Genomic DNA, 18,158 nt, shown 5'->3' with positions numbered 1-18,158 from the left:
GCTGGCCGAACAAGACGAGGAGTGGATGACCGCAAAAATCTACCTGAACATGAAGCCTTGACCCGACGCTATTGCGCAACAACACAGAACCAAAATCGAAATTTACAGAATAGATGTTGCTTTATCTTTGCAGCGACCACCTCATTGATCAATGCGTAAACTTCTAAATAAGTCTGGTAGTCAGATTCAAGCCAATCTCCTCCACTGGTATCGATGTTTTCCCTGACAGTTTGAATCATCTTGATCGTTCCTCCGATGGGATCGTCTTTAAAGCTGGCAAGGAATTTCTCAGGGAAAAGCATCGGGACTCCCAAATGGTTTATTTAGAAGTGAGTCTAGCCGACTCGTCGCAAATTGCAGACCTTCCGGCGCGACGTGCGCATAACGCTCCACCATAGATTGGGTTTTCCAGCCACCCAGGCGGTGCAGTTCGTGCGTGAGAGTTCCAGCCTCCCGATGGCATGTAGCAAAGGTGTGCCGCAGGTCATGCCAGCGGAAATCCTGAATCCCTGCCCTGTCCAACGCATTGCGCCAAGCCTTGGTATTGAGCTGGACGATTGGATTTACCTCGCAAGTGAAAACATGGGTCAGGTGATCGCCCTGCCGCCGCTCCAGCACTTCCATGGCTGCTTGATTGAGTGGTACAGAGTGTGGCCGGCCGTTTTTGTGATCAGTTGCCGACACCAAGTCTCTACTTTCAGCCAAACTTGAACAAAATACCGTGCCCGCCGCGCGGATACTCCCAATCCACGTTCGTGTGCTCAGAGCAGATGATGCGGCAACTGCCGCATTCCAGGCAGCCGTCGGTGATCAGCGTCACGCTGCCGTTGCCCTCGGTTTTGTAGCAGGACGCCGGACAAACAAAGGTGCAGCTCTTGACGACGCAGATGTTGGTGCAGACGTCGGCGTCCTTGATCTTGATGTGCGGCCGCCCGGCATCGACCCGGTAACGGTTCTGGAACAGTTTTTCTTCAACATTGACGGTGATGGTGTTCATCGGATGGCCTTCCAGAGTTTGAAAGCGTCACCCACCAGCCCGCTCAGCTTGCGGGTCTTGCGCAGGTTCGCGAATATTTCCCGTTCCTTGGTCTTCTTGTCCACGCCGTCCACCGTGATCATGGTGCGTGCTGCTTTGGCGACCATATCGGGGTAGGCGGTGAAGAACTGAGGACTCTTGTGCAGGACGCCCGGCAAGTCGCGGTACTTGTGCAGGTCCTTCATCACGAAGCTGGCGTCGAGCGCGTTCTTGTAGGCGTACAGCGAATCCGCGCGGTAGCCGCGGCCGGCGGCCTTGGCCGCTATGACGGTTTCGGCCGCCAGGCGCCCGGTGGTCATCGCCAGGTTCGAGCCCTCGCGGTGCGCCGAGTTGACGAAGCCGCCCGAGTCGCCGACGATCATCCAGCCGTTGCCATAGACCTTCGGAATGGCATGAAAGCCGCCTTCGGGAATCAGGTGGGCACAGTATTCCTTCATCTCGCCGCCCTCGATCAAGGGTGCAATGGAGGGATGACGCTTCATCTGTTCCAGCAGCGCGTAGGGACTTGTTCGGTTCGGGTTCTTCGCGAAATCGCTCAGCATGCAGCCGACGCCGATGGTCAGCGATTCCTTGTTGGTGTACAAAAAGCCGGTGCCGACCATGCCGTCGGTGATGCGCCCCACCAACTCCATCACGACACCGGATTCCTCCCCCACGTTGAAGCGCTGGCGAATGGTTTCCTCGGGCATGAAGAGAATCTCCTTGACCGCCAGCGCCACATTGCCGGCGGGAATCTCCGGATGGAATCCAGCCTTGCGCGCCAGCGTGGAATTCACGCCGTCGGCCAGCACCACCACGTCGGCGTAGACATCGCCGGCCTCGCGGTCGCACTGCACACCCACCACCTGATCACCGTCCATGATCAGGTGCTTGACGGTGGTCTCGCAAATCAGCAGGGCGCCGGCTTCGCGCACCTTGGAGCTGAACCATTTGTCGAACTGGGCGCGAATGATGGTGTAGCGGTTGTAAGGCGGCTGGTTGTAGTCTTCACTGCGAACGTGGGTGCCGACGAAGGAGTTCTCGTCGAGCAGCCACATGCGCTGCTCGATGATGTGGCGCTCCAGCGGTGCATCGTCGCGGAAATCGGGAATGATTTCCTCCAGCGCCTTGGAGTACAGGATGGCGCCCTGCACGTTCTTGCTGCCGGGGTATTCTCCGCGCTCGATCTGCAGCACCTTGAGACCGGCCTTGGCCAGGGTGTAGGCGCAGGCGTTACCGGCCGGACCGGCACCGACAACAATGGCGTCGAATTGGTTTGGTTTTTTCATCTCAGGTCTCCTGTAAGCGGGTCAGGCCACTTGGCGGCTGCGCAGCGCCAGATGGGCGGCGAAGGCTTGCGTCAGCGCGGGCAGCACCTGCATCGCGCTGCCGACGATGCCGTAGTGCGCGAAGTCGAAGATTGGCGCGTTGACGTCGGTGTTGATCGCCACGATCACATCCGAACTCTCACAGCCCACACGGTGCTGGACCGCACCGGAAATCCCGGCGGCGATGTAGAGCTTGGGCCGCACGGTCTTGCCGGTCTGCCCTACTTGCCGGTCCGCCTCCACCCAGCCAGCTTGCACGCAAGGGCGCGTAGCGCCGACCTCGCCACCGAGCACGCGCGCCAGCTCGAACACCAACTTGAAGTTGTCCGGGTTCTTCAGGCCCTTGCCACCGCTGACGATGACGTCGGCATACGGCAGGTTGATCTTGTTGCTGTGGGCATCGGCGATGAAGTCGAGCAGTTTGGTCACGATCTGCGTCTCCACCATGCCGAGGGTGTCGCGCACGATTTCGCCGCTGCGGCTGGCGTCGGCCTTGGGCATCAGCATGACGCGCGGCCGCACGGTGGCCATCTGCGGGCGGTAGGCCAGCGTCATGATGGTGCAATACAAGGAGCCGCCAAAGGTGGGACGCGTGGCGGCCAGTGCCTTGGAGGTCGGGTCAATATTGAGTTCTGTGCAATCGGCGGTCAGACCGGTGAGCAGCGTGGTCGCCACCGAGCCGGCCAGGTCGCGGCCCATGGAGGTGGCACCGAGCAGCATGATTTCAGGCTGATACTTGTTGACCAGGTCGGTCAGGCCCTTGGTGAAGGGCTCGTTGCGGTAACCTTTAAGCACCGGGTCCTTCATGATGTAGGCCTTGTCGGCGCCAAAAGTGAAGGCCTCGGCGGCGAGTTTCTCCAGCGGCTCGTCAGGGCCGCCGAGCAGGACGGCGCTGACCGGGCAACCCAGCTTGTCGGCCAGCTTGCGCGCTTCGCCCACCAGTTCCCACGACACGCTGTGCACATGGCCGCGGTCGTGTTCGATGAAGACCCAGACGCCTTTGTAGGCCTTCAGTTCTTCGCTTAATTCCACATTGCGGCGGCCAGCGGGACGCTTGGCCGGAGCTGCGGCGGTGTTAGGGGCTTCACTCATGTCAGTTCCTTCATCAGCAAATCGGACTCCAGCGTCGGGTGGCGCGTGAAAATCTTCTGGATCAGATTGAGCGACAGATCGCGCAGGCTGGAGGTCTCCAGCTCCAGCATCTCGGCCTTTTCGCTGCGCGGGGTCGGACCGAAGACCTTGCTCACCACGGTGGGCGAGCCCTTCAGGCCGATCTTGTCGAAGTCCTCGATGCCGGCCTGCTCCTTGCTCCACTTGCGCACCGGGTAGGCGGCGGCGTGGATCATGGCGGGCAGGTTGGCAAAGCGCATTTCGTTGGTGTTTTCCAGCATCGTGATCAGGCACGGCAGCGAGGTCTTGAGCATCTGTACCCCACCTTCGGCGCGCCGCTCCACCGTGATGGTGCGTTTTTCCTCATCGACCTCGACGATGCGCGACACATAGGTCAGCAATTGCAACCCCATGCGCTTGGCGATGCCGGGGCCGACCTGGGCGGTATCGCCGTCAATGGTCTGCTTGCCGGTGAACACGATGTCCACCGCCTGCTCTTTGGCAACCTGGCGCACACCGGCCGCCAGCGCATAGGAGGTGGCCAGCGTGTCGGCACCGGCGAAGGCGCGGTCGGTGACCAGCACGGCGTCGTCGGCGCCGAAGCTGATGCACTTGCGCAGCGCTTCTTCGGCTTGCGGCGGGCCCATGCACAGCATGGTGACCTTGCCGCCGAACTTGTCCTTGAGGCGCAGCGCCTCTTCGAGCGAGAACAGGTCATACGGGTTGACGATGGCCGGCACCCCCTGGCGCATGATGGTGTTGGTGACCGGGTGGACGCGAATTTGCGCCGAATCCGGAACCTGTTTGATACAAACGACGATGTGCATGGCAATGCTCCTAGAAGTGCTGTTAGGCGACGGCACGCCGTGGCATGGACGCTTTGAGACTGTCCAGCGTCACATGCTGGCGGCCGTTGGTGTCCTGGAACACCTTGAACACTTTTTCTTGTGCCGGTGTGGACGTGACGAAATCCGCGTAGGCCTTGACCAGCTGTTCGCGGTACAGGGTGTAGAGGCCCACTTCGTTGGTCTGCACCAGCAGGTTCTCCTGGCGGATGTACTGAAAGAATCGCTTGAGGATGTGCAACCGGCTGACGTTGACCACATGCTGGTCAAAAGGCACGCCAAAGTACTGCAGAAAATCCTCGGCGCAGGACAGGGTTTTGAGTTGTTGAAGAAAGTTTTCCATCGGGTCTTACTCCATGGCGACAGGTTGAAGGAAGGATTTTTTGAAGCCGGGTTCGGTGGTGCAGTGGTCGTCGCAGGCGCCGCAGGGCGCCTCAAACGTGGCGAAGCTGTGGCTCTGCGCTTGCGCCAGTTCCAGCTGCGCAACCCGGTCCAGCAGGCAGGCAATGGCCTTGCCCACCGGGTCGGGAATCTGGTGGTGGTCCAGGTCAAAACCGTAGGTGGTGCGGCGGCGCGGCGCCACCACGCGGCCCGGAATGCCGACCACGGTGGCGTCAGCTGGGACCGCATCAATCACCACCGAGTTGGCTGCCACGCGCGCCCGGTCACCGATCCGGATCGGGCCCAATATCTTGGCACCGGCACCCACCACCACCTGGTGACCCAAGGTGGGATGGCGCTTGCCGATGGTCCAGTTGGTGCCGCCCAGCGTCACGCCGTGGTAGAGCGTGACATCGTTGCCCACCTCGGCGGTCTCGCCGATGACGACGCCGGTGCCGTGGTCGATGAAGAAGCGCGCGCCGATGCGGGCGCCGGGATGAATATCGACCTGGGTCAGAGCGCGCGAGACAAAGGAAACCCAGCGCGGCAGGTAACGCCAGCCGCGCAGCCACAAGGCGTGCGCCATGCGGTGCAGCGCAATCGCCTGCACCCCCGGGTAGATGGTCCAGACTTCCAGCAGGCTGCGCGCCGCTGGATCACGCTCCAGCACACAGCGCGCGTCTTCGCGCACCAGCGACCACCAGGAACGCGCGGGCGCATCGGGCTCTGGCGCTGGCTGCGCGGCGATGGTGTTCTCGGATGCTTTCATGACAAACCCAAGGCCGCCGGGTGGATCGTGTGCGCCGCAAAAGGCAGCTGCGAATCGCGTAAAAAACCGCGTAGCTCGTTCGGTGTTGCTTCCTGCTTGACGCGCATGGCGTGGTCGCGAATGCGCGCCAGCACGCGACCGGTCAATGCATCGTCGTCCAACACCACGCCCAGCAAGCCGTAGGCCTGGCGCACCGCCTGCGAGCCGGAATGCTTGCCCAGCACCGTGCGCCGCTGACGGCCGAGTTCCGAAGGATCGAAGCTCTCGTAGGTGGACGCATTCTTGAGCAGGCCATCGATATGAATGCCGGACTCATGAGTAAACACCGCCTCGCCCACGATGCTCTTGTTAAAAGCCACCTGGCGACCGGAGGCGCGCGCCACCAGCCGTGAGATTGACACCAGCGCGTGCGTGTCCACACCGGTCTCAGCGTGGTGCAAGTGACGCACACCCATTACCACTTCTTCCAGCGCGGCATTGCCGGCGCGTTCGCCCAGACCATTCACCGTGGTATTGGCATGGCTGGCGCCGCCGCGCAGCGCGGCCAGTGTGTTGGCCGTGGCCAGGCCCAAGTCGTTGTGCGAGTGAATCTCGATTTCCATGTCCACCGCGTCGCGCAGCCGTGCAATGGCCTCAAAGGTCGTGAAGGGGTCGAGCACGCCCAGCGTGTCGGCAAAGCGAATACGGCTGGCGCCGCACGCCTGGGCGCGCCGGGCGACCTGGGCCAGAAAATCGGCATCGGCGCGCGACGCGTCTTCCGCGCCCAATGAAATCTTGCGGCCGCTAGCCACCGCCTGTTCGATCACGCGCGTGACCTGCGTCAGCACCCATTCGCGCGGCTGGCGCAGCTTGTGGCGCAGGTGAATGTCCGACACCGGAATCGAAAGATGAATGATGTCAGCCTGGCAGCGCAAGGCACTGGCCAGGTCGCCATCGGTCAGGCGGCCCCAGACCATCAAGGCAGCGGGCAGTTCAAGGGAGGCAATGGCGTTGATGCAGTCAATCTCTTCCTCGCCCATGGCGGGAATGCCGATCTCCATCTCCGGCACACCGGCTGCGGCCAGCGCACAGGCAATGGCGCATTTCTCATCGACCGTGAACGCCACCCCGGCGGTCTGCTCGCCATCGCGTAGCGTGGTGTCGTTGATGATGAGGTTGAGGGGCATGGTGTGGCGTCCTTTGCATCCTGTATTGCAAGGTGCATGCCACATGTTTTTGATGCCTTTATCGTCTTGAAGGACGGGCTGCGGGGTGGGTTTGTCGGGTCTGGGGCCGGCGGCCCGGCTTAGCCACTAAACACGGTTGTCGGGAATGTGTTGTTTCGGACAGAGCGCGGTGAACCGCGTGTTGCTCTGGTAGAGGACGGCAACAACCCGCCTGCGCGGCGGGCAAATTGTTGTGTCGGCGTCAACGAGTTGCTATATGTTTGATAGCTGTCTGTGCACGGTGAACGGGCGTTGGAGGGTGTTTTTTTATATGGAACACGGACGCAGGCGGGTCTTCAATTGGGGCTTGTGGTTTCAAGTTTACGGCCTACTTTAGGCCAGAACTGCAGCACTGCAAAAATCAGTTCAAACGCGGTAAAGCCCAACACGATGGCGTTGGCGCCTGCCAAAAACGCATTGACTTGCCACAGCGCAAACAGCACGCGCGCCATGCCATCGAGACGGCCCAGACGTAAACTGGGATTGAGGAGACGGGCCAGCGACCACACCAGCACTACCGAGCCCAGCAAGTTGGCAAAGAGAATGTGGGTTGCGTCCAGTGGATGCACCGTGCCGGGCAAGCCCAGCGTTTGTGCCAGTGTGGTCAGATTGCCGTAAAGCCAGACAAAGGTCCAGGGCGTGGCAAACGGCCAAGTCACCAAGAGGTCGTACCAAGCGCTGGCGCGCACAATTTTCAAATAACGGTCGGAAGTCATCATGAGAATCAAGTTGAAAAAAGTGAAAGGAGCCTCGATCTTGAAGCCTGAAGTAAGCTTCAAGGTCAAGCACTTTTCAGGAAAATTTCGATGCTGATCGGGGAACTCGCCACAAGCGCCGGCCTAAGCCGCGAAGCTCTGCGCTTTTATGAGCAGCAAGGTTTGATCCGCTCACGCCGTCTGTCCAATGGCTACCGGGACTACCCGCCCGAGGCGCTCATGCTGGTCAACTACATTCGCACTGCCCAGCAACTGGGATTCACGCTGGCCGAAATTGGCCACAAGCTGCCCGAACTCTGGGACGCAGCCGAGCCCGGCCCGGCGATTGTGCAGGTGCTGGGCGAAAAACTGCTGGAAATTGATGCGCGCATCGCCGCTTTGCAGGGCTTGCGCGAAGCCCTGGCCCTGCGGCTGGGTCAGACTTGTCCTTTGACGGCTGATGTGAAAGTAAGCACGCGTTAACGGAGCCCGCTCCCGGTGAGCGGCAAGCTGAGATGCCGCCGCTCAGAATGACTGGAGCTGCCCTGCATTTCAATACGGTGTTCCATCCTTGTGGGCGTACCGCCATTTCCGGTCGTCCCCCAAGGCGGCTTGCAAGTCGTCATCCGGGTAGGTCGCGGTATCACCGGCGGTGCGGTCGCCCACCTCGAGATAAAGAACATCCGCGTTTGTGCGGTTCACCACTTTGTGGCCGTTGCCGGTGCCGGCCTTGAAGCCCGCGCACATGCCCGGAGAAAGCGGTGTCTCACCTTGGTCAGTGATGAGCACCGGGTGTCCCTCCAGGATGTACACGAATTCGTCTTGTTTCGTGTGGGCGTGACGAAGGGCAGAGCCTGCGCCCGGAATGAGGCGCGTCAGGTTCACCCCGAAGTTGGACAAACCGAAGATGTCACCCAGCGGCCGTTTCTCCCGGCCTGTCATGCGCGACGCAAACGGCTCTGGATAACTGGAAGGTTTGCTCCGGGGTGCTGCGTCCAGGGCAACGATGGCGGCGGGAAACTCGGGATTAGGCATGGCGACTCCGGGGTGTTGATGCAGTTGAAGAGCAAAAAATTTCGTGCCTGGAACCGGGTTGGCATAGTACGGCTCGATTTCCTGGAATCCGATGGTGCGATATAACGCTTGGGCGACCGTCGTCTGCGGCACGGCGTCGAGTATGAGTCGCTCGTAGCCGAGTTGCCGAGCCCGCACCATGAGTGCGGCAACGAGCTTTTCGCCAAGGCGCAGACCACGGAACACTGGCCTGACGTACAAGCGCTTCACCTCGGCCATGCTGGCCGAGTGACGCAGAAGACCCACGCACCCCGCGATTTCCTGATCTGCCTGCGCCATGAAGAAAAGGCCGCTCGGAAGCGTGAAAAGCTCATTGAACTTCTCCATTTCCTGGGCGAATCCCCGATACGAAAGATCCATGTTCAACCATGCGATGTATTCGTGAATGACCGCCATCAGGCGTTCGCCATCGGCGGGAAGGGACGCTTCGCAAATGCGCACGGAGAGACCGGTCGCCTGGGGATCAGTCCGCTTCATGCAAAGACGGGACGGAAAAAGCTGCGCTCATAGCTGATGATGCAACGCGTTTCCTCCGCATACTTGAACGCCGCTTGGCATTCAGGGTCTTCAAGTGACTGTGCGCGGTACGCCTCATACAGGGCGAAGGATGGAAAAGTAAACATCGCGAGCGCTATGTTGTTGGCCCCTTCCGACGGAAGAAAGTAGCCATGATGCTTGCCACCGAACTTTTCGACCAAAGGGATCCAGACCTTTCCATAGTGCTCAAATTCCTTGAGCTTGAAAGGATCAATGACATAGCGCAGATAGCAGGTAATCATGGGCATCGACTTTGTGAGTAGGGGGACGATCATATAAGACGAAGGCCATTGGATTCGAGCACGAACCGCGTTGGTGCAGGGCTATCGGCAAAACGGAAAAGTTGAACTTTATTGAGAGCGCCGACTTATTGAACCGCACACTTCGGACCCGTACGGTGGGTAGTGTGGGGGTTGAAGGCGAGAGACCTGTGGCTATTGATTAGCCACCTGTCTCGATGATCGTGACATCTTGATATGCGGGCGGTATGTTTGCGCGTAGTGATTGTTTGTCCCGCGAGCGACAAACAAGAGCGATAACTTCCGAGCGTGGAATGGGAACAACATTTGTGAACTTGGCCCAATTCTGGGGAGGCGACACTTGAGCTATGGCTTCAGCCTTGTTTTCGCTAAGTGAATAGAAGGGCTCAGTGTTAACGATGCGCCATTCGCGTTGAGCAGCGGAAGCGGCCGGCTCAAGGTACTCCCAAAGCTGAAGAAGATGCGCCCACATAGTTGATCCAGCGATTGCACTCGCTGCCGCCTTGTTTTCGTAGGCCATCTGCCATCCGCCGTCGTCGGGGTACTCGATCTTGCTGGTTACGTCAGCGTAGCCGATGGCAAAGAGAAGCTTCAGCGTTTCTGTGACTGGACCAGTCTCCTCGACATATATGACGCGTTGTGCCTTCTTCGGTGCGGCCCAAGCTTCCGATACGACGATTCCGTAGTGACCGAATGTGTCACAGTGAACTTCTGCGTGAGGTGGCTCAATTTCCGTGAAAGAGATCATTCCGAACTGTTGCGGTTCGCGTCGAGAAAAGTCATGGCCAGGTATCAATACGTGAGCAAGCTTCCTCCGATTGGGGAGCCAGGCAAACCCGTGAGTCAGGATGCTGCCTACGGCCGTGGCGTTTCGCGTGTAATGCGTGAGCATAGGCTGCCTCTAGCTGCCATTTAGCTGAACAATGAGAGCATCCAAGTGCGACTCCATACGCAGCCATTGCCTCTGCATGTGCGCTTCGATTTCATCTAGGTCACCTGTCAGCCCGAGGTCGCGCCGAATCTCGATCATCACGGGAATCTGCTTGGAACCAATGTCTCTCAGTTGTGCAAGCAAGTACCGTTGAAAGACGAGGTTGTGGCGGTTGAAGCTAGCCCACGCAGCGTTTCGCTCATCTGCATAACTTTTTGCCTGGCTCTGTTGAAACTTAAAGCTCATGTCGAGAGCCTGAAATACTTGGGGATCAGGCTTGCCGGATTCGTTGAGCTTTGCCATCTCGGAGAGAAGTCGCGTTACTTCGGCTTGTGCCTTTGTGTAGAGATCATCTGCGATCCGAATGTCTGTCTTCGATTTGCTTGCGGGAATCAGGTGCGCCATCAGCTTGAACACAAGCTCCCCGTACTCCGATGCAAGCTGACTGACCAAGAGTGCAGTTTTCGGCTCTGCGACTAATTGCAGCCGTGCTGCCGCAGAAGCGAAGCCTTGAAGCCCATCGGCCAAGTTCGTCTTCGTCACATCAAGTTGGGGAAGACTCGCGAGGTGTGCATTAGTCTTCACGAGTTCCTCTGCAGTGCGCAGATACACCTCACGCCTCAAAGTGGAGGTGCGTTCCTTTGCTGTTTCAGTTGCGTCATGTTGGAGCTGCAATTTCAACCGATTGGTATTGCTTCGGTTAGAGATCAGCACGCCACTGAGCGTAAGAATGGACGCGATCACCCCAGACCAAATGACATCTGGTATTGACTGCAGGAAAGCTATGAGGATAGTCATCTATGGCTGCTCAATATGGGGCGACAGGTTTCTGTCTCATCAACACGATGTTTGTCGTTCGAACATCGGCGCAAAAAATCTCCCGCCAAACCGCATGCAGATTGGTTTTCACGAAATTCGAAAAGCAAGCGAGGGACCATAGCAACTCCAGAAAAACCAGCATGCGGGATACATGACACCGCGCGACTATAGCTCAGCGAGTCCTGCCTGCCCGTCAGTGGTGACCTGTTCGGCGGTAGAAGTTCTGCAGCTTTCGGGAAAGATTTTTACTACTGTTTTGATAGCTACTTGCGCACTACCCATGCGGGCTAGAGGCCAGTTCTTCATAAATGCATGAGAAAAGCTTATTTGGACCGTAACGTGATGAACGCTGCTGGCACGGGCGATCCGTGGGGCATGGATTGCCGCGCTGCGCTCGCAATGACGGACCCATGATGGGCCAGTGACGGATTTATGCAGCGGAGATGCGGAATGAGCCCTCAATGCTCCCTTGCATGGTTTCTTGTGTGCAGCGGAAACTCAACCGTGATGTCGGCATCCCGCACTTTGACGCAGCAGGCCAGCCGCGACTGCGCTTCCAGGCCCCAGGCGTGGTCGAGCTGGTCGTTCTCTTCGTCATCGGGCTCTTTCAACGAGGAGCCGCCCGCGCGTACGTAGACATGGCAGGTCGAACAAGCCGCCACCATCTCGCAAGCGTGCTCAATCGCCACACCGGCTTTGAGCAGGCTCTCGCACAGCGAGGCACCGCGCTTGACTTCGAAGTCGCGCCCCTCGGGGCACAAGTCGGGGTGAGGCATTAGGTGGATGTGCGGCATGTGAAGACTTGGTGGATTTGGGACGATGAACCGGCGCGACCTGTCAACTTAGGCCAGGCTGTCCATGGTCTGCCCGGCGAGCGCCTTGCTGATGGAGGCGTTCATGCGCCGCGCGGCGAATTCATCGGTGACAGATCCAAGTGCAACGGTTGCGGCGCGCAGCTCGTCCACTGGCGCCTCGGTTTCCAGCATGTCGCCCACCGTGAACATGGCCTTGCGGATCGCGCCCAGTTCGGCCGCCGATAGCAATGCGGCGTCCGTGTGCAGTGCCGTTCCTGTGGCATCGAGCATGCGCCGCGCATCGACCTGCGCCTCGCGCAAGGAGCGCAGCAACATGTCTTCTTTGGACGCGCCAATCGCGTCCGCCAGCATGGCCGATATTTGTGTGTCGGCCAGGCCGTAGGAGGGCTTGACCTCGATGTGGGCCTCAATGCCGCTGCCTTGCTCGCGCGCCGTAACCGACAACAGGCCGTCGGCATCGATCTGAAAACTGACCCGGATGTGCACCGAGCCCGCCACCGCTGGCGGAATGCCGCGCAGCTCAAAACGCGCCAGCGAACGGCAGTTGGCGACGGTCTCGCGTTCGCCCTGCACCACATGCAGCGACATCGCGGTTTGGCCATCCTTGAAGGTGGTGAATTCCTGCGCGCGTGCAATCGGTAGCGTGGAGTTGCGCGGAATGATTTTCTCGACCAGGCCGCCCATGGTCTCGATCCCCAAGGAGAGCGGGCAGACATCGAGCAGCAGCCATTCGTCGCCGCCGCTGTTGCCGGCCAGCACATTGGCCTGCAGGGCGGCGCCGAGCGCGACGACCTGGTCCGGGTCGATATCCACCAGCGGGTCGCGACCGAAGAACTCGCGCACGGCATCGCGGGCAATCGGCATGCGGGTGGAGCCGCCCACCAAGACCACGCCGGTGATGTCGTCCGTGGACAGCTTGGCATCGCGCAAGGCCCGCTTCGTGGAGGCCATGGTGCGGGCGATCAGCGCGGCGCCGAGCTCGGCGAACTGGGCGCGCGACAGAATGGCTTGTTGGGCCTTGCCGTCAACATGGGTGAGGGACAGGACCGCCGTCTCGTGCTGCGAGAGCGCCTCTTTGACCGAACGCGACGCGGTCAGCAGGCTGCGTTGCGAGCCCGGTGGCAAGGCCGCCAAGCCGTCGATGCCGTGCTGCGTGCAAAACCACTCGGCAATGGCGTGGTCAAAATCGTCGCCGCCCAGGGCCGAATCGCCGCCAGTGGCCAGCACTTCGAACACGCCCTTGGTGAGGCTGAGGATGGAGATGTCGAAGGTGCCGCCGCCCAGGTCGTAAATCGCAAACGTGCCTTGCGCCGCTTTGTCCAGCCCGTAGGCGATGGCGGCGGCGGTGGGCTCGTTGAGCAGGCGCAAGACGGTGAGGCCCGCCAGTCGCGCGGCATCCTTGGTGGCCTGGCGCTGCGCATCGTCAAAGTACGCGGGCACCGTGATCACGACGCCGGCCAGCGGGCCGCCGAGCGAGACTTCGGCGCGCTCACGCAACGCGGTCAAAATTTCAGCCGAAACCTGCACCGGTGAGCGTTCGCCCGAGATGGTGGTGATGCCGACCATGCCGGGGGCATCGGTAAAACGGTAGGGCAAACCAGCGGCGCTCTTCAGGTCCGACAGGCTGCGGCCCATGAAACGCTTGACCGAGACGATGGTGTTCTCGGGATCGTCCGCTTGGGCTCCTTGCGCTTCACGCCCCACCACAATGCCATTGCCCGGCAGATAGCGCACGACCGAGGGCAGCAACATGGCGCCCTCCTCGTCCGGCAACGCACGCGCCATGGCGCTCTGCACGGTGGCAATCAGCGAGTTGGTGGTGCCCAGGTCGATGCCGGCGGCCAACCGGTGCTGGTGCGGCGCGGCGCTCTGCCCGGGTTCGGCGATTTGCAGTAGTGCCATGTCTTGAACCTTAGACGGCGAAACTCTCGCCGCAGCCGCAGTTGGCCTTGGCGTTCGGGTTGTTGAACTTGAAGCCTTCGTTCAGGCCTTCGCGCACGAAGTCGAGTTCGGTGCCGGCCAGCATGCCCAGGCTGCGCGAGTCAACAATGATCTTCACGCCATGGGTTTCGAAGCAGTCATCGTCTGCGTTTATCGAGTCGACGAATTCGAGTGCGTAGGCAAAGCCGGAGCAACCACTGGTTTTGACGGCCAGGCGCAGGCCGATGCCGCTGCCCCGCTTGACCAGGGATTTCTCGACATGGCGCGCGGCGGCGGGAGTCAGGGACACACTCATGGCATCAACTCCTAGACAGAGAAAGAACTGCCGCAGCCACAGGTGGTCTGCGCATTGGGGTTGTGGATGACAAAGCGCGAGCCCTCCAGGCCGTCCTCGAAGTCGACGCGCGCGCCCAGCACGTACTGCAGGCTCATGGCGTCCACCACCAGAGCAACGCCTTCGGTGATGATCTGCGTGTCGTCCTCGGCGACCTGGTCGTCAAAGGCAAAACCGTAGGAGAAGCCAGAGCAGCCGCCGCCAGTCACGTACAGGCGTAGCTTGAGCTTGGGGTTGCCCTCCTCCACAATCAAGTCAGCCACCTTGGCAGCCGCCGAAGGTGTGAATTCCAGCTGACCGGGCATGACGCCTGGCAAGGTGGGACTGTCAATGGTCGGAGCTGCTTCCATTTTGAATTCCTTCTTGGGAGATGCTGTCGGGAGATGGGTGGGGGAAACTCAATGCGTGCTGGAGCCGCAGACCGGTTGCTCGGGGAGCTCTTTGGCGCCGCCAGCCGGGTGACGCGAACGGAAGTCGGCGACGGCCGCCTTGATCGCGTCCTCGGCCAGGATCGAACAATGGATTTTTACCGGCGGCAGGGCCAGCTCCTCCGCGATGTCGGCGTTCTTGATGGCCAGGGCCTCGTCCAGCGTGCGACCACGCACCCATTCCGTGACCAGTGAGCTCGACGCGATGGCCGAGCCGCAGCCATAGGTCTTGAACTTGGCGTCCTCAATCACGCCTTGCGCGTTGACGCGGATCTGCAGGCGCATCACATCGCCGCAGGCGGGCGCGCCCACCATACCGGTGCCAATGCTGTCGTCGCCAGCCTCGAAGGCGCCGACGTTGCGGGGGTTCTCGTAGTGGTCAACGACCTTGTCACTGTATGCCATGGAATTCTCCGTATCTGTGTTGATGGATGAGCTGGCGGGGTCCAGGCTCAGTGTTCGGACCACTGGATTGAATTGAGATCGACACCGGCCTGCACCATGTCCCACAGTGGGCTCATGGCGCGCAGTTTTGACACCACCTGTGTCACCTGTTCGATCGTGAAATCGATGTCCTCGACCGTAGTGAAGCGGCCAATGGAGAAACGTACCGAGCTGTGGGCCAGTTCGTCGCTACGGCCCATGGCGCGCAGCACGTAACTGGGTTCCAGACTGGCCGAGGTGCAGGCCGAACCCGAGGACACCGCCACACCTTTGATGCCCATCAAAAGCGACTCGCCCTCGACGTAGTTGAAGCTGACGTTCAGGTACTGCACGGCGCGGTGTTGCTCGTCGCCATTGAGCACAACCGCATCCATCTTCTGGAAGCCGGCCCAGAGCCGCTCGCGCAGGGCGCTGATGCGGGCGTTGTCCGCCGCCATGTTTTCGCGCGCCAGCCAAAAGGCCTCGCCCATGCCGACAATCTGGTGCGTGGGCAGCGTGCCCGAGCGCATGCCGCGCTCGTGGCCGCCGCCGTGCATCTGGGCTTCAATGCGCACCCGGGGTTTGCGCCGCACGTAGAGGGCACCGATGCCTTTGGGGCCGTAGATTTTGTGGGCTGATAAGGACATCAAATCAATCGGTAGTTGCTCCAGGTCGATGGCCACCTTGCCCGCAGCCTGCGCGGCATCCACATGGAACAGCACGCCCTTGGCGCGGCACAGCGCGCCCAGGGCGGCGACGTCCTGCACGACACCGGTTTCGTTGTTGACGAACATCACCGAGGCCAGCACGGTGTCGGGACGCAGTGCGGCCTCAAACACCGCCAGGTCCAGCAGCCCGCTGGGCAGCACCGGCAGCACCGTCACTTCAAAGCCTTCGCGTTCCAGCTCGCGCATGCTGTCCAGCACCGCCTTGTGCTCGGTCGCCACCGTCACAAGGTGCTTGCCTTTGGCTCGGTGGAAATGGGCCGCACCTTTGATGGCGAGGTTATTGGATTCGGTGGCGCCGGAGGTCCAGGCAATCTCGCGCGGATCGGCGTTGATCAGCGAGCAAACCTGTTCGCGGGCCAGCTCCACCGCCTCGTCCGCCGCCCAGCCGTAAGCATGGGAACGGCTGGCGGGGTTGCCATAGATCTCGGTCAAATAAGGAATCATCTTGCTCGCCACGCGCCGATCCACCGGTGTCGTTGCCGCGTAGTCGAGGTACACAGGGGGGGCGGCGCGGAAATTGGCTTTGTCGTGGCTAGGGTCCGTCATGGCAGGCTCCTGAGAAAAGAGGTGGGTCACCCTCTCTACCGCAATTTCAATGCCATGCGTTTTGTCGCATCAATCAGGGCCTTCGTCGCACAAATTGTTATTTTTGTGCGCGACCGGCGTCGCATGCCACCAGCACCTTGTCATGTTTGTCGGTAACTGCATGTTTCAGTTCCGCCCGCTGTGTCGCATTGGGTATTTTTGGTACGTTTCTTGCACGAATTGCGGCCAGAGGCCGTTGCGTTGTCGTCGTCTCCCATTACTGGTGCATACCAGTACCTGGGAGGCCGGTGATTTGATGCGGCAGGCCCGATGTTGCACACAACCGGGGCTCCACATGGTGAACACACAAGTGACTGAAGCTCGGCGCGAGCTCAACGCGATTTACGAAGTCAGCAAGACGCTGGCCACTTCGCTGGACGTCGCCAAAACCTTCCGCGAGGCCTTGAACTACCTGCTGCACGCTTTTGACTGGCGGCGCGCCTTCGTGGTGCTCAGCGAGCCCGGCGGCCAGCAGTTGCGAGGTCTGTGTGCCGTCGGCCTCACACGCGAGGAACAGCAGCGTCTGCAGTTCCAGTCAGGTGAAGGCATTGTCGGGCGCGTCTATGCCAACGGCATTCAGGTCATCGTGCCCGACGTGCACGCCGAACCGCTGTTTCTCAATCGTACCGGCGGCGCCGACCAGAGCCCGGGCATTCCCGTGGCCATGCTGGTCACACCCATTCGCGCCGACCGCCGCACTGTCGGGGTGCTGGCCATTGACTGCCTCAACCCCGGCGAGCGCCGCGGGTTCGCCGACGATTTGCAATTGCTCAAGATGGTGGCCACGCTCATGGGGCAGGCGCTGCTGTTGCACCGCAGCGTCAGCGCCGCACACAACACCTTGCAGGATGAAGTGCGCCGCATGGACAAGATGCTCAAGCCCAGCCACCAGATTGATCAGGTGGTGGGTGTCTCCGCCCCCATGCAGGACGTTTTCCACCAAGTCCACCAAGTCGCACCGGCCCGCACCACGGTGCTGCTGCGCGGCGAAAGCGGCACCGGCAAGGAGGTGATTGCGCGCGCCATCCACAACCTCTCGCCGCGCAAGCGCGAAGCCTTCGTGCGGGTCAATTGCGCAGCGCTGACCGAGTCGCTGCTGGAGAGCGAATTGTTCGGCCACGAAAAAGGCGCGTACACCGGCGCCCAAGGCCAACGCAAAGGCCGCTTCGAGCTGTCGCACGGCGGCACCCTGTTCCTCGACGAAATCGGCGACATCTCGGCCTCATTCCAGGCCAAGCTGTTGCGCGTGCTGCAGGAACGTGAATTCGAGCGCGTCGGCGGTACCACGGTCGTGAAGGTGGACGTGCGGCTCATTCTGGCGACCAATCGCAATCTGGAGCGCATGGTGCAGGCTGGCGAGTTCCGCGCCGATCTCTACTACCGCATCAACGTGGTCAGCATCCAGCTGCCGCCGTTGCGCGAACGGCGCGAAGACATCCCGGCCATGGCGCAGCATTTTCTGGCGCGTTTCAACCAGGAGAACCTGCGCAGCACCCATTTCAACGCCGCCGCCCTGCGCGTGCTGACCAGTTGCTACTGGCCCGGCAACGTGCGGGAGCTGGAGAACTGCGTCGAACGCACCGCCACCATGGCGCACGATGACATCATCACCGACCTGGCCTTTCCGTGTCGGGAAAACCGCTGCCTGACCCAGGTGCTGCACCACATCGACCGGGAAGATGCCGTGCGCCCTGCCCGCCTGGCCGACATTCCCATCACCGAAGTGCCGATGACGCCCGCGCACCCCCATTCCGAGACAGCAGCGCCGCTGCCGGACGATGCCGCGCCGGCGTCGGTGGCCGTCGGCAATGACCCCGCTACCGCCGCCCCAGAAGGTCGTGACGACGCCGTGGTGCCCGACGACGGCAAACCCGAGGGCGAACGTGAGCGCCTGATCTGGGCCATGGAGCGCTGCGGCTGGGTCCAGGCCAAGGC

Annotated in this window: 22 protein-coding genes; 2 read left to right on the top strand and 20 right to left on the bottom strand. The window is 60.9% G+C overall.

All coding sequences use genetic code 11. From position 1 onward, the window contains the following. Window positions 1–68: 68 nt before the first annotated feature. The 10 genes from WA157_RS18345 to WA157_RS18300 form a co-directional block, all read right to left on the bottom strand. The gene (locus WA157_RS18345; RefSeq protein WP_422622345.1) at window positions 69–302 is read right to left on the bottom strand and encodes a hypothetical protein; all 234 of its coding nucleotides are present in this window, start codon (window positions 300–302) and stop codon (window positions 69–71) included. After that, on the bottom strand, window positions 289–684 hold the full coding sequence (locus tag WA157_RS18340; protein WP_422622344.1) for a site-specific integrase: 396 nt from the start codon (window positions 682–684) through the stop codon (window positions 289–291). Before WA157_RS18340 ends, WA157_RS18345 begins: the two co-directional genes overlap by 14 nt. 13 nt (window positions 685–697) lie before the next feature. Continuing rightward, the gene (locus tag WA157_RS18335; RefSeq protein ID WP_422622343.1) at window positions 698–997 is read right to left on the bottom strand and encodes a ferredoxin family protein; all 300 of its coding nucleotides are present in this window, start codon (window positions 995–997) and stop codon (window positions 698–700) included. After that, a complete protein-coding gene (locus tag WA157_RS18330) occupies window positions 994–2,304 on the bottom strand; it encodes an FAD-dependent oxidoreductase (protein WP_422622342.1) in 1,311 nt (436 codons plus the stop codon). The genes WA157_RS18335 and WA157_RS18330 overlap by 4 nt, the downstream gene beginning before the upstream one ends. A 21-nt stretch (window positions 2,305–2,325) precedes the next feature. Next, window positions 2,326–3,435 (bottom strand): electron transfer flavoprotein subunit alpha/FixB family protein, encoded by a 1,110-nt coding sequence (locus tag WA157_RS18325; protein ID WP_422622341.1) that lies wholly within the window; start codon window positions 3,433–3,435, stop codon window positions 2,326–2,328. After that, window positions 3,432–4,280, bottom strand: coding sequence for an electron transfer flavoprotein subunit beta/FixA family protein (locus WA157_RS18320; RefSeq protein ID WP_422622340.1), 849 nt, complete (start codon window positions 4,278–4,280; stop codon window positions 3,432–3,434). The genes WA157_RS18325 and WA157_RS18320 overlap by 4 nt, the downstream gene beginning before the upstream one ends. Before the next feature lie 22 nt (window positions 4,281–4,302). Beyond that, the gene (gene nifW / locus WA157_RS18315; protein ID WP_422622339.1) at window positions 4,303–4,641 is read right to left on the bottom strand and encodes a nitrogenase stabilizing/protective protein NifW; all 339 of its coding nucleotides are present in this window, start codon (window positions 4,639–4,641) and stop codon (window positions 4,303–4,305) included. 6 nt (window positions 4,642–4,647) lie between these two features. Continuing rightward, the gene (gene cysE, locus WA157_RS18310; protein WP_422622338.1) at window positions 4,648–5,448 is read right to left on the bottom strand and encodes a serine O-acetyltransferase; all 801 of its coding nucleotides are present in this window, start codon (window positions 5,446–5,448) and stop codon (window positions 4,648–4,650) included. Beyond that, window positions 5,445–6,614, bottom strand: a complete 1,170-nt coding sequence (gene nifV / locus WA157_RS18305; RefSeq protein ID WP_422622337.1) for a homocitrate synthase — start codon at window positions 6,612–6,614, stop codon at window positions 5,445–5,447. Before nifV ends, cysE begins: the two co-directional genes overlap by 4 nt. A gap of 335 nt (window positions 6,615–6,949) precedes the next feature. Continuing rightward, a complete protein-coding gene (locus WA157_RS18300; protein ID WP_422622336.1) occupies window positions 6,950–7,372 on the bottom strand; it encodes a hypothetical protein in 423 nt (140 codons plus the stop codon). 87 nt (window positions 7,373–7,459) lie between these two features. On the opposite strand from WA157_RS18300, the gene WA157_RS18295 reads away from it, so the two are divergent. Then, on the top strand, window positions 7,460–7,831 hold the full coding sequence (locus tag WA157_RS18295; protein WP_422622335.1) for a MerR family transcriptional regulator: 372 nt from the start codon (window positions 7,460–7,462) through the stop codon (window positions 7,829–7,831). A 69-nt stretch (window positions 7,832–7,900) separates the two neighbouring features. Here the strand turns inward: WA157_RS18295 and WA157_RS18290 are convergent, their stop codons facing one another. The 10 genes from WA157_RS18290 to WA157_RS18245 all read right to left on the bottom strand — a co-directional run bounded on the left by WA157_RS18290 (window position 7,901) and on the right by WA157_RS18245 (window position 16,184). Further along, complete coding sequence (locus tag WA157_RS18290) at window positions 7,901–8,899, bottom strand: GNAT family N-acetyltransferase (RefSeq protein ID WP_422622334.1); 999 nt, start codon at window positions 8,897–8,899, stop codon at window positions 7,901–7,903. Further along, window positions 8,896–9,201, bottom strand: coding sequence for an NIPSNAP family protein (locus WA157_RS18285; protein ID WP_422622333.1), 306 nt, complete (start codon window positions 9,199–9,201; stop codon window positions 8,896–8,898). The genes WA157_RS18290 and WA157_RS18285 overlap by 4 nt, the downstream gene beginning before the upstream one ends. A 199-nt stretch (window positions 9,202–9,400) precedes the next feature. Further along, window positions 9,401–10,111, bottom strand: a complete 711-nt coding sequence (locus tag WA157_RS18280) for a hypothetical protein (RefSeq protein ID WP_422622332.1) — start codon at window positions 10,109–10,111, stop codon at window positions 9,401–9,403. Between the two features lie 9 nt (window positions 10,112–10,120). Continuing rightward, on the bottom strand, window positions 10,121–10,948 hold the full coding sequence (locus WA157_RS18275; protein WP_422622331.1) for a hypothetical protein: 828 nt from the start codon (window positions 10,946–10,948) through the stop codon (window positions 10,121–10,123). Window positions 10,949–11,427: 479 nt separating this feature from the next. Then, a complete protein-coding gene (gene fdx / locus WA157_RS18270; protein WP_422622330.1) occupies window positions 11,428–11,763 on the bottom strand; it encodes an ISC system 2Fe-2S type ferredoxin in 336 nt (111 codons plus the stop codon). A gap of 48 nt (window positions 11,764–11,811) precedes the next feature. Next, the gene (hscA, locus tag WA157_RS18265; RefSeq protein WP_422622329.1) at window positions 11,812–13,686 is read right to left on the bottom strand and encodes a Fe-S protein assembly chaperone HscA; all 1,875 of its coding nucleotides are present in this window, start codon (window positions 13,684–13,686) and stop codon (window positions 11,812–11,814) included. 10 nt (window positions 13,687–13,696) lie between these two features. Continuing rightward, entirely contained in the window at window positions 13,697–14,020 is a 324-nt protein-coding gene (gene iscA / locus WA157_RS18260; protein WP_422622328.1) for an iron-sulfur cluster assembly protein IscA, read from the bottom strand. Window positions 14,021–14,031: 11 nt separating this feature from the next. Continuing rightward, window positions 14,032–14,364, bottom strand: coding sequence for an iron-sulfur cluster insertion protein ErpA (gene erpA / locus WA157_RS18255; RefSeq protein ID WP_422622346.1), 333 nt, complete (start codon window positions 14,362–14,364; stop codon window positions 14,032–14,034). Between the two features lie 93 nt (window positions 14,365–14,457). Beyond that, on the bottom strand, window positions 14,458–14,892 hold the full coding sequence (gene iscU / locus WA157_RS18250; RefSeq protein ID WP_422622327.1) for a Fe-S cluster assembly scaffold IscU: 435 nt from the start codon (window positions 14,890–14,892) through the stop codon (window positions 14,458–14,460). A 47-nt stretch (window positions 14,893–14,939) separates the two neighbouring features. After that, the gene (locus WA157_RS18245) at window positions 14,940–16,184 is read right to left on the bottom strand and encodes an IscS subfamily cysteine desulfurase (protein ID WP_422622326.1); all 1,245 of its coding nucleotides are present in this window, start codon (window positions 16,182–16,184) and stop codon (window positions 14,940–14,942) included. Window positions 16,185–16,518: 334 nt separating this feature from the next. Here WA157_RS18245 and nifA point away from each other — a divergent pair. Next, a partial coding sequence (nifA, locus tag WA157_RS18240) for a nif-specific transcriptional activator NifA (protein WP_422622325.1) occupies window positions 16,519–18,158 on the top strand: 1,640 nt, incomplete at its 3' end.

This window comes from Rhodoferax ferrireducens (assembly GCF_049302455.1).
Lineage (GTDB): Bacteria > Pseudomonadota > Gammaproteobacteria > Burkholderiales > Burkholderiaceae_C > Rhodoferax > Rhodoferax ferrireducens_B.
This window is presented reverse-complemented; position numbering and strand designations above follow the sequence as displayed.

Coding starts and splice junctions, on each gene's coding strand:
- WA157_RS18300 (WP_422622336.1), bottom strand. CDS start 7,372: ATGATGACTTCCGACCGTTATTTGAAAATTGTGCGCGCCAGCGCTTGG.
- hscA (WP_422622329.1), bottom strand. CDS start 13,686: ATGGCACTACTGCAAATCGCCGAACCCGGGCAGAGCGCCGCGCCGCAC.
- WA157_RS18320 (WP_422622340.1), bottom strand. CDS start 4,280: ATGCACATCGTCGTTTGTATCAAACAGGTTCCGGATTCGGCGCAAATT.
- WA157_RS18275 (WP_422622331.1), bottom strand. CDS start 10,948: ATGACTATCCTCATAGCTTTCCTGCAGTCAATACCAGATGTCATTTGG.
- WA157_RS18335 (WP_422622343.1), bottom strand. CDS start 997: ATGAACACCATCACCGTCAATGTTGAAGAAAAACTGTTCCAGAACCGT.
- WA157_RS18290 (WP_422622334.1), bottom strand. CDS start 8,899: ATGAAGCGGACTGATCCCCAGGCGACCGGTCTCTCCGTGCGCATTTGC.
- nifV (WP_422622337.1), bottom strand. CDS start 6,614: ATGCCCCTCAACCTCATCATCAACGACACCACGCTACGCGATGGCGAG.
- WA157_RS18245 (WP_422622326.1), bottom strand. CDS start 16,184: ATGACGGACCCTAGCCACGACAAAGCCAATTTCCGCGCCGCCCCCCCT.
- nifW (WP_422622339.1), bottom strand. CDS start 4,641: ATGGAAAACTTTCTTCAACAACTCAAAACCCTGTCCTGCGCCGAGGAT.
- WA157_RS18280 (WP_422622332.1), bottom strand. CDS start 10,111: ATGCTCACGCATTACACGCGAAACGCCACGGCCGTAGGCAGCATCCTG.
- iscA (WP_422622328.1), bottom strand. CDS start 14,020: ATGAGTGTGTCCCTGACTCCCGCCGCCGCGCGCCATGTCGAGAAATCC.
- WA157_RS18330 (WP_422622342.1), bottom strand. CDS start 2,304: ATGAAAAAACCAAACCAATTCGACGCCATTGTTGTCGGTGCCGGTCCG.
- cysE (WP_422622338.1), bottom strand. CDS start 5,448: ATGAAAGCATCCGAGAACACCATCGCCGCGCAGCCAGCGCCAGAGCCC.
- WA157_RS18345 (WP_422622345.1), bottom strand. CDS start 302: ATGCTTTTCCCTGAGAAATTCCTTGCCAGCTTTAAAGACGATCCCATC.
- fdx (WP_422622330.1), bottom strand. CDS start 11,763: ATGCCGCACATCCACCTAATGCCTCACCCCGACTTGTGCCCCGAGGGG.
- WA157_RS18285 (WP_422622333.1), bottom strand. CDS start 9,201: ATGATTACCTGCTATCTGCGCTATGTCATTGATCCTTTCAAGCTCAAG.
- erpA (WP_422622346.1), bottom strand. CDS start 14,364: ATGCCCGGTCAGCTGGAATTCACACCTTCGGCGGCTGCCAAGGTGGCT.
- iscU (WP_422622327.1), bottom strand. CDS start 14,892: ATGGCATACAGTGACAAGGTCGTTGACCACTACGAGAACCCCCGCAAC.
- WA157_RS18295 (WP_422622335.1), top strand. CDS start 7,460: ATGCTGATCGGGGAACTCGCCACAAGCGCCGGCCTAAGCCGCGAAGCT.
- WA157_RS18325 (WP_422622341.1), bottom strand. CDS start 3,435: ATGAGTGAAGCCCCTAACACCGCCGCAGCTCCGGCCAAGCGTCCCGCT.